At 62.9% G+C, this 6,828-nt stretch carries 7 protein-coding genes; 3 read left to right on the top strand and 4 right to left on the bottom strand.

Features of this window, described 5'->3' with window-relative positions; genetic code table 11:
* Window positions 1-692 (top strand): adenylyl-sulfate kinase (cysC, locus tag NKI20_RS08995; RefSeq protein ID WP_352829941.1); only part of this gene is annotated, 692 nt, incomplete at its 5' end.
* A 10-nt stretch (window positions 693-702) separates the two neighbouring features.
* A complete protein-coding gene (gene cysQ / locus NKI20_RS08990; RefSeq protein ID WP_352829955.1) occupies window positions 703-1,491 on the top strand; it encodes a 3'(2'),5'-bisphosphate nucleotidase CysQ in 789 nt (262 codons plus the stop codon).
* Window positions 1,492-1,505: 14 nt separating this feature from the next.
* On the opposite strand, the gene NKI20_RS08985 is transcribed toward cysQ, so the two are convergent.
* The 4 genes from NKI20_RS08985 to NKI20_RS08970 form a co-directional block, all read right to left on the bottom strand.
* A complete protein-coding gene (locus NKI20_RS08985; protein WP_352829939.1) occupies window positions 1,506-2,648 on the bottom strand; it encodes a DegT/DnrJ/EryC1/StrS family aminotransferase in 1,143 nt (380 codons plus the stop codon).
* A 257-nt stretch (window positions 2,649-2,905) separates the two neighbouring features.
* Entirely contained in the window at window positions 2,906-3,829 is a 924-nt protein-coding gene (locus NKI20_RS08980; RefSeq protein ID WP_352829937.1) for a carbohydrate kinase family protein, read from the bottom strand.
* Complete coding sequence (locus NKI20_RS08975) at window positions 3,826-4,272, bottom strand: RbsD/FucU family protein (protein ID WP_352829935.1); 447 nt, start codon at window positions 4,270-4,272, stop codon at window positions 3,826-3,828. The genes NKI20_RS08980 and NKI20_RS08975 overlap by 4 nt, the downstream gene beginning before the upstream one ends.
* A complete protein-coding gene (locus tag NKI20_RS08970) occupies window positions 4,272-5,498 on the bottom strand; it encodes an ROK family transcriptional regulator (RefSeq protein WP_352829933.1) in 1,227 nt (408 codons plus the stop codon). The genes NKI20_RS08975 and NKI20_RS08970 overlap by 1 nt, the downstream gene beginning before the upstream one ends.
* Window positions 5,499-5,767: 269 nt before the next feature.
* On the opposite strand from NKI20_RS08970, the gene NKI20_RS08965 reads away from it, so the two are divergent.
* Entirely contained in the window at window positions 5,768-6,745 is a 978-nt protein-coding gene (locus tag NKI20_RS08965; RefSeq protein ID WP_502898064.1) for a sugar ABC transporter substrate-binding protein, read from the top strand.
* The last annotated feature ends 83 nt before the right edge of the window (window positions 6,746-6,828 follow it).

Below are 6,828 nucleotides of genomic sequence, written 5' to 3'. Positions count from 1 at the left end.
CCTTCATCCTGATCGATCGCATCTCGAATGCCACCGTCGGCGCCGGCATGATCCTGCACACGCTGCGCCGCGCCGAAAACATCCACTGGCAGTCGCTCGACGTCGGCAAGCGTGTGCGCGCCGACATGAAGAACCAGCGGCCCGCGGTGTTCTGGTTCACCGGACTGTCGGGCTCCGGCAAGTCGACCATCGCCAACCTGTTCGAAAGGAAGCTGTTCGCCACCGGCCGCCACACCTATATCCTGGACGGCGACAACGTCCGGCACGGCCTCAACCGCGATCTCGGTTTCACCGACGCCGATCGCGTCGAGAACATCCGCCGCGTCGCCGAAGTGGCGCGTTTGATGGCCGATGCCGGCTTGGTGGTCATCGTGTCGTTCATTTCGCCATTCAGCGCCGAGCGGCGCATGGCGCGCGAATTGATGGCCGATGGCGAGTTCATCGAGGTGTTCGTCGACACGCCGTTCGAGGAATGCGCCAGGCGCGATCCGAAGGGCCTCTATGCGCGCGCGCTGAATGGCGAGATCAAGAATTTCACCGGCGTCGATTCTCCCTACGAAGCGCCGCAAAACCCGGAAATCCATCTCCAGACACTCGGCAAGTCGGCCGAACAGATGGTAGACGCCCTGGAACACTGGCTGAACGAGCGCGACATTGCCGAAGACCAATACGACAGCGGCGGCGGCATCTGACGACACGGAGATGCTCGAAACCTTCGAGCGGCTTGCGCTGGCGGCCGGGCGCGAGGTGATGCGCGTGTTCCATGCCGGCTGTGCGGTCGACCGCAAGTCCGATTCGTCGCCAGTGACCGAGGCGGACCGTGAGAGTGAGAAGATCATTCTCGCCGGACTGCGCGCCGCGTTTCCCGACATACCTTGCGTGGCCGAAGAGGAAGCATCCGCCGGCATCGTGCCACCCAACTTGGACGGGGCCTTCTTTCTCATCGATCCGCTCGACGGCACCAAGGAATTCGTCAACCGCCGCACCGATTTCACCGTCAACATCGCGCTTGTCCGTCACGGCGTGCCGGAGGTCGGCGTCGTCTTTGCCCCCTGCACGGGCCGTTTCTTTTCGGGCCTGCCGGGCAAGGCGGAATCTCTCGAAATCAATGGCGACTACCAGATCACGGCCCGTCGGCCGATTTCGGTCAGAACAGCCGTGGCGCCGCTGGCCGTCGTTGCCAGTCGGTCGCACAACACGCCGGAAACCGAGGCCTATATTCGCGACCTCGGCGCCGCCGAAATCGTCTCGGTCGGTTCGTCCTTGAAATTCTGTCTTGTCGCCAGCGCCGAGGCGGATGTCTATCCGCGCTTCGGTCGCACCATGGAATGGGACACGGCAGCGGGTGACGCCGTGTTGCGCGCGGCCGGCGGCATGACACGCACACTGGACGGCCAACCTTTGCTCTATGGCAAGCGCAGGCAAAGCGACGACGAGGATTTTGCCAATCCGCATTTTATTGCCAGCGGGGCAGGGGCCAGCCCCGCTTGAGAAGGCCCGGCAGCTTACTCGGCTGCGGCCTGCGCTGAATTCGATCCGATGTAGTTGCGGATCGTCTCGATGATGCGGTCCTGGTCGGCTTCGCTGAGATAGGGGTGCATCGGCAGACAGAGGATTCGCTTCGGCAGGTCTTCCGACACGGCAAGGCCGGTCGGCGTGCGCGGGTAGTCGCGGTAAGCGACCTGGGCGTGCAGCGGCTTCACATAGTAGATAACAGACGGAATACCCTTTTCACCAAGATGTGCCTTCAACCCGTCGCGCTTTGGCGTCTCGATCGCGTACTGCGCCCAGGCCGAACGGCTGCCGTCCAGATTGCCGGCGGCGGTAACGATGTCGCCAAGTCCGTCCGCATAGCGCTTTGCCACCACCTGTCGGGCAACCATCTCGTCTTCGAGAATGGCCAGCTTCTCGATCAGGATCGCCGCCTGCATCGTGTCGAGCCGCGAGTTGATGCCGACGCGGACATTGTCATATTGCGTCTCGCCCTTGCCGTGGAAGGCGAAGGATCTGAGCTGCTCGGCCAGCGCATCGTCATTGGTGAACATCGCGCCGCCGTCACCGTAGCAGCCAAGCGGCTTTGCCGGATAGAAGCTGGTTGAGCCGACCGCGCCGAAGGAACCGCACATCTTGCCCTCGAGCGAACCGCCCATCGACTGGGCGGCATCCTCGATCACCATCAGGCCTTCGCGGTTGGCAATCGCCATGATCGCCTCGTAGTCGGCGGCAAGGCCGAACAGATCGACCGGAATGATTGCCTTCGGCTTCAGCCGGCCTTCCTTCTTGATCATGGCGATGGCCGCTTCGAGGCTGGCAATGTCGATGTTGTAGCTATGCGGGTCGACATCGACGAACACCGGCTCGGCCTTGGCCAGCGCCACCACTTCGGCGGTGGCGGCGAAAGTGAAGCTCGGCACGAAGACCGCGTCGCCCGGACCAACCCCGGCCGCAAACAGCGGCAACAGCAATGCATCCGTGCCGTTGGCACAGGCCACGACATGCTTGGTGCCAATATAGGCGGCGAGCTTGTTTTCGAATTCGGTGACCTGGGGGCCGAGAATATAGCGGCCGTCATCGACGACGCGGTCGATCGCGGCCTTCAGCCGGTCGCGGATTCGTTCGCGCTGCGCGCCAAGATCGATGAACTGCATGTCGGCCTCAAAAAACGGTTTAGCCAGATAACCGGCCGCTGGTACCAGAGTTGCGCCTGCCGAGAAAGCCGGACAGGCAAAACTGCGAATTGCCCAGGTGTCGCAGTCTGTTACCCGTATTTCCCGGCATGTCTTCGCGAGATGCCGGAATTCCGGCCTTCATCAGGCACGATCCTGCCCTTGTTATCCCTGGCATCGGCCCAGCGAAACATAAAGTGATCGACGCGCTCAGCCAATCTTGAGCACGTTCGGGCCGCTCAGGCGATCTCGTGCCGCCAGGGTGGATTGGCGCCGGCCCGCGAGACCGTGACCGCCGCCGCCTTGGCGCCAAGCGCCAGCGCCTTGCCGATGGCATCCATGGAAAGGCGGGCGATTGCCGTCTTCGTCAGCAGGCCTTGTTCATGCAGCGAGGCGAGGATCCCTGCATTGAACGTGTCGCCGGCGCCGACCGTGTCGACCACCTCGACCCTTTCTGGCATCACCGTGACGGCGTGCTCCTTGCTATAACCGACGGCGCCTTCGCTGCCATGCGTGACGACGATCAGCTTGGGACCGCGGTCCAGCCAGTTGTGGATGACATCCTCATGCGCGCCGGCTTCGCCGAACCAGTTCAAATCTTCGTCCGACAGTTTCACGATATCGGCCATTGTCATCATGGCGCGGATGCGCCTGAGGTGCTTGGCCTTGTCCGGGATGAAGTTCGGCCGGATGTTGGGATCGAGCATCATGACACGGCTTCCATGCTCGCGCCGCATGAACTCTTCATAGGCACTGCCGGCGGGCTCGGAGATCAGGCTGATGGCGCCGAACAGCATGGCTTCGATCTCGCCGCCGAGCTGCGGCAGGTCGTCGACGGTGAGCATGCGGCCAGCGGTGTTCTCGTCATAGAAGGTGTAGGTCGCCTGGCCGTCGGTGAGCTTGACGAAGGCCAATGTGGTCGGTCGTGGCGAGGTGTGTGCATAGGTGGAGCTGACCTTGCTCGCCTCCAGCGCATCCCTGAACTGACCGCCGAATAGATCCGACGACAGGCCGGAAAAGAAGCCGGCCGGCGCGCCGAGCCGGCCGAGCGCGATCGCCGTGTTGAACACGGCGCCGCCGACATAAGGTGCAAAAGCCGGCTCGCCCGCTGTCGTCGTGCGCGGCAGCATGTCGATCAGGGCTTCGCCGCAGCAGAGGATCATGGCTTCCTGGTCTCCGGCGGATAGATCACGCCCTTGCGAATGATGATGTTGGCGTAGAGCCGCGGCTCGCTTGTCGCGACGATGGCATGCGCCGATTTGACCCGTGCATAGAAGTCGGCGCCAGCCAGTGCAACCACTTTGCGGCCCGGCGCGCGTTTGGCGCAGGTTGCCTCGATCTCCTGGTGGACAGGATCGGCAAGCGAGGGATCGCCTTTGACGGAGGCACGAAACAGCGCCTCCGGCACAAGGTCATCGACAGGCAAGATGCTCAATATCGCATCGAGCACAGGGATAAGGTCGTGACCGTCGGCCCGCACCAGCCGGGTCGCCTGTTGCTCGGCCGGATAATTTCCGTCGACAAGGGCGATTTCGTCGCCATGGCCCATGCCGCGCAAGATCGCCAGAAGCTCCGGACCGAGCAGCGCCGGGATTCCGATCAACATCAGGCGCTCCTGGAAATCGTCGTCGAGCCAATCAGGAAGCGTTCGGAAAGTGGCAGGCTGGCGCCGCCGAGCGCCCTGGCATGAATGCCGACGGTTCCCTCGCGAACGGCGGGCAGCTTCAAGCCTTCGCCGTCGATCGTGGCGATGGCCGTGATGATGGCATCGACCAGCCGGCGGCGCACGGCCTTCGGCATCCATCCGTCGATGACCGCCGCCTCGAAATCGATGACCGAGGACGCGGCGACGATCGCGTAGGCGAGCGCCCGCGAAGCACTGGCGATCCAGTCGTCGAGTTCGGCGCCGATCTCGCCCCAGTCTTCCGGCGATGTCCATAGATGCGAGGCCTCGACGCCGCGCGCATTGAGCGCCTTTTCGAGCATGGCAATGGACGCCACGTCGATCAATTGGGTCGGCTTGCCGTCCGGCCCTGGCACGGGCATCGAGCCGAGTGCGCCGGCATTGCCGGTCGGGCCGCCAAACAGCCGGCCATTCAGCACGATGCCGCCACCGGCAAAGGCGCCGATATAGAAGTAGACGAAGTCACGCGCAGCGTTCGCCTGACCGAAGACGAGTTCTGCGCCGCAGGCTGAAGTAGCGTCGTTCTGCAGGTAGACTGGAAAATCGCATTGCGCCTGGATGTCGCCCCTGATGTCGCGATGACGCCATTCGTCCATGACGTCGCGCGGGGCGCCGGCGGTATCGGCCCAGTTCCACAATTCGAACGGCATGGCGATGCCGAGCCCAGCGATACGCTTGTCCTGTGCGGGCGTCAGTTCGCCACGCATCTGCCGCATGCCGTTGCTCACGAAGTCCACCGTCTCGCGTGGCGCCGGGTAGCGGTATGAATGCTGCAGCATCGAGCGCACATTACCGAGAAAGTCGATCAGCACGAGTTCGGCGCTGCGCCGCCCGATTTTCAGGCCGATGAAGAAAGCGCCTTCGGGATTGAGCGCCATCGGGATGGAGGGCTGGCCGATCTTGCCGCGCAACGGCGCCTGGCGCAGCAGAAGGTTTTCTTCCTCCAGCTCCCGCATGATGACCGAAACCGTCTGCGCCGAAAGTCCGGTCATGCGGGCGATGTCGGATTTCGCCAGGCTGCCATGCTGACGCACCAGTGAGAGCACCAACCGCTCGTTGTGGTCGCGCATGCCACTTTGGTTGGTGCCGCGGTGAATGAGGCTGTCATTCATCTCGGGCGAACCGTGCCTCGCAATGGCGGTTTCCACCCTGTTCCTCCCGTCGTTTCCCTTCAAGGCTTTTCGGGCCAGAATGGGTGAACGAAGCAAGACTGTCAATAATAAATAAGAGTGATTTAATTATTGACAGAAGCCTCGGGCTGGTGTCTGTTGAGACAGCGTCCACGCTGGGAGAATTTCGTTGGATGCGCCGCAGGTGCCGGTTGGCCGGCATCCGGAATGGTTCCACTGGGAGGAAGATCGTGACCAATACAAGACTGTTGAAATCGACCGTGTTTGCCGCCGCGGCTCTGAGCCTGATGGCGTTTGCCTCGTCCGCATCCGCGGCCGGTGTCGGTGCCTGCCTGATCACAAAGACCGACACCAATCCCTTCTTCGTCAAGATGAAGGAAGGCGCCACGGCGAAGGCCAAGGAACTCGGCGTCGACCTCAAGACCTACGCCGGCAAGATCGACGGCGACAGCGAGAGCCAGGTCGCGGCGATCGAAAGCTGCATCGCCGACGGCGCCAAGGGTATCCTGATCACGGCATCCGACACCAAGGGCATCGTGCCAACCGTGAAGAAGGCGCGTGACGCAGGTCTGCTGGTAATTGCACTCGACACGCCGCTCGATCCGATCGACGCTGCCGACGCGACTTTTGCAACGGACAATCTCGAAGCCGGTAAGCTGATCGGCGCCTGGGCCGCCGCTACACTCGGCGACAAGGCCAAGGACGCCAAGATCGGCTTCCTCGACCTGACCCCCTCGCAGCCGACCGTCGATGTGCTGCGCGACCAGGGCTTCATGATGGGCTACGGCATCGACGTGAAGGATCCCAACAAGATCGGCGATGAGGACGATGCGCGCATCGTCGGCCACGACGTCACCAACGGCAACGAGGAGGGTGGCCGCAAGGCGATGGAGAACCTTCTGCAGAAGGACAACACCATCAACGTGATCCACACCATCAACGAGCCCGCAGCTGTCGGCGCCTACCAGGCGCTCAAGGCCGTCGGCCTTGAAAGCCAGGTGCTGATCGTTTCCGTCGATGGCGGCTGCCCCGGCGTGAAGTCGGTGGCCGAAGGTGTCATCGGTGCCACGTCGCAGCAATATCCGCTGCAGATGGCGGCACTTGGCATCGAGGCGATCGCAGCTTTCGCCAAGGACGGAACCAAGCCGAAGCCGACCGAAGGCAAGAATTTCTTCGACACTGGCGTCAACCTGGTGACCGACAAGCCGGCCACCGGCGTGAAGTCCATAGACACCAAGGAAGGCCTCGCCAAGTGCTGGGGCTGATGCCGGTCTGACCGGCAACAACCGAACCTGAGCGGTCGGGGCTTGATCCCCGGCCGCTTCGGGTGGACGATGGTCGCGTGACC

The organism is Mesorhizobium sp. M0830, from assembly GCF_040319965.1.
In the GTDB taxonomy this organism is placed as follows: domain Bacteria; phylum Pseudomonadota; class Alphaproteobacteria; order Rhizobiales; family Rhizobiaceae; genus Mesorhizobium.
This window is presented reverse-complemented; position numbering and strand designations above follow the sequence as displayed.

Excerpts from the sequence above, each read along its gene's own strand:
- NKI20_RS08980 (WP_352829937.1), bottom strand. The coding sequence starts at position 3,829 with ATGATCCTCTGCTGCGGCGAAGCCCTGATCGACATGCTGCCGCGCACG.
- cysQ (WP_352829955.1), top strand. The coding sequence starts at position 703 with ATGCTCGAAACCTTCGAGCGGCTTGCGCTGGCGGCCGGGCGCGAGGTG.
- NKI20_RS08985 (WP_352829939.1), bottom strand. The coding sequence starts at position 2,648 with ATGCAGTTCATCGATCTTGGCGCGCAGCGCGAACGAATCCGCGACCGG.
- NKI20_RS08975 (WP_352829935.1), bottom strand. The coding sequence starts at position 4,272 with ATGTTGATCGGAATCCCGGCGCTGCTCGGTCCGGAGCTTCTGGCGATC.
- NKI20_RS08965 (WP_502898064.1), top strand. The coding sequence starts at position 5,768 with ATGGCGTTTGCCTCGTCCGCATCCGCGGCCGGTGTCGGTGCCTGCCTG.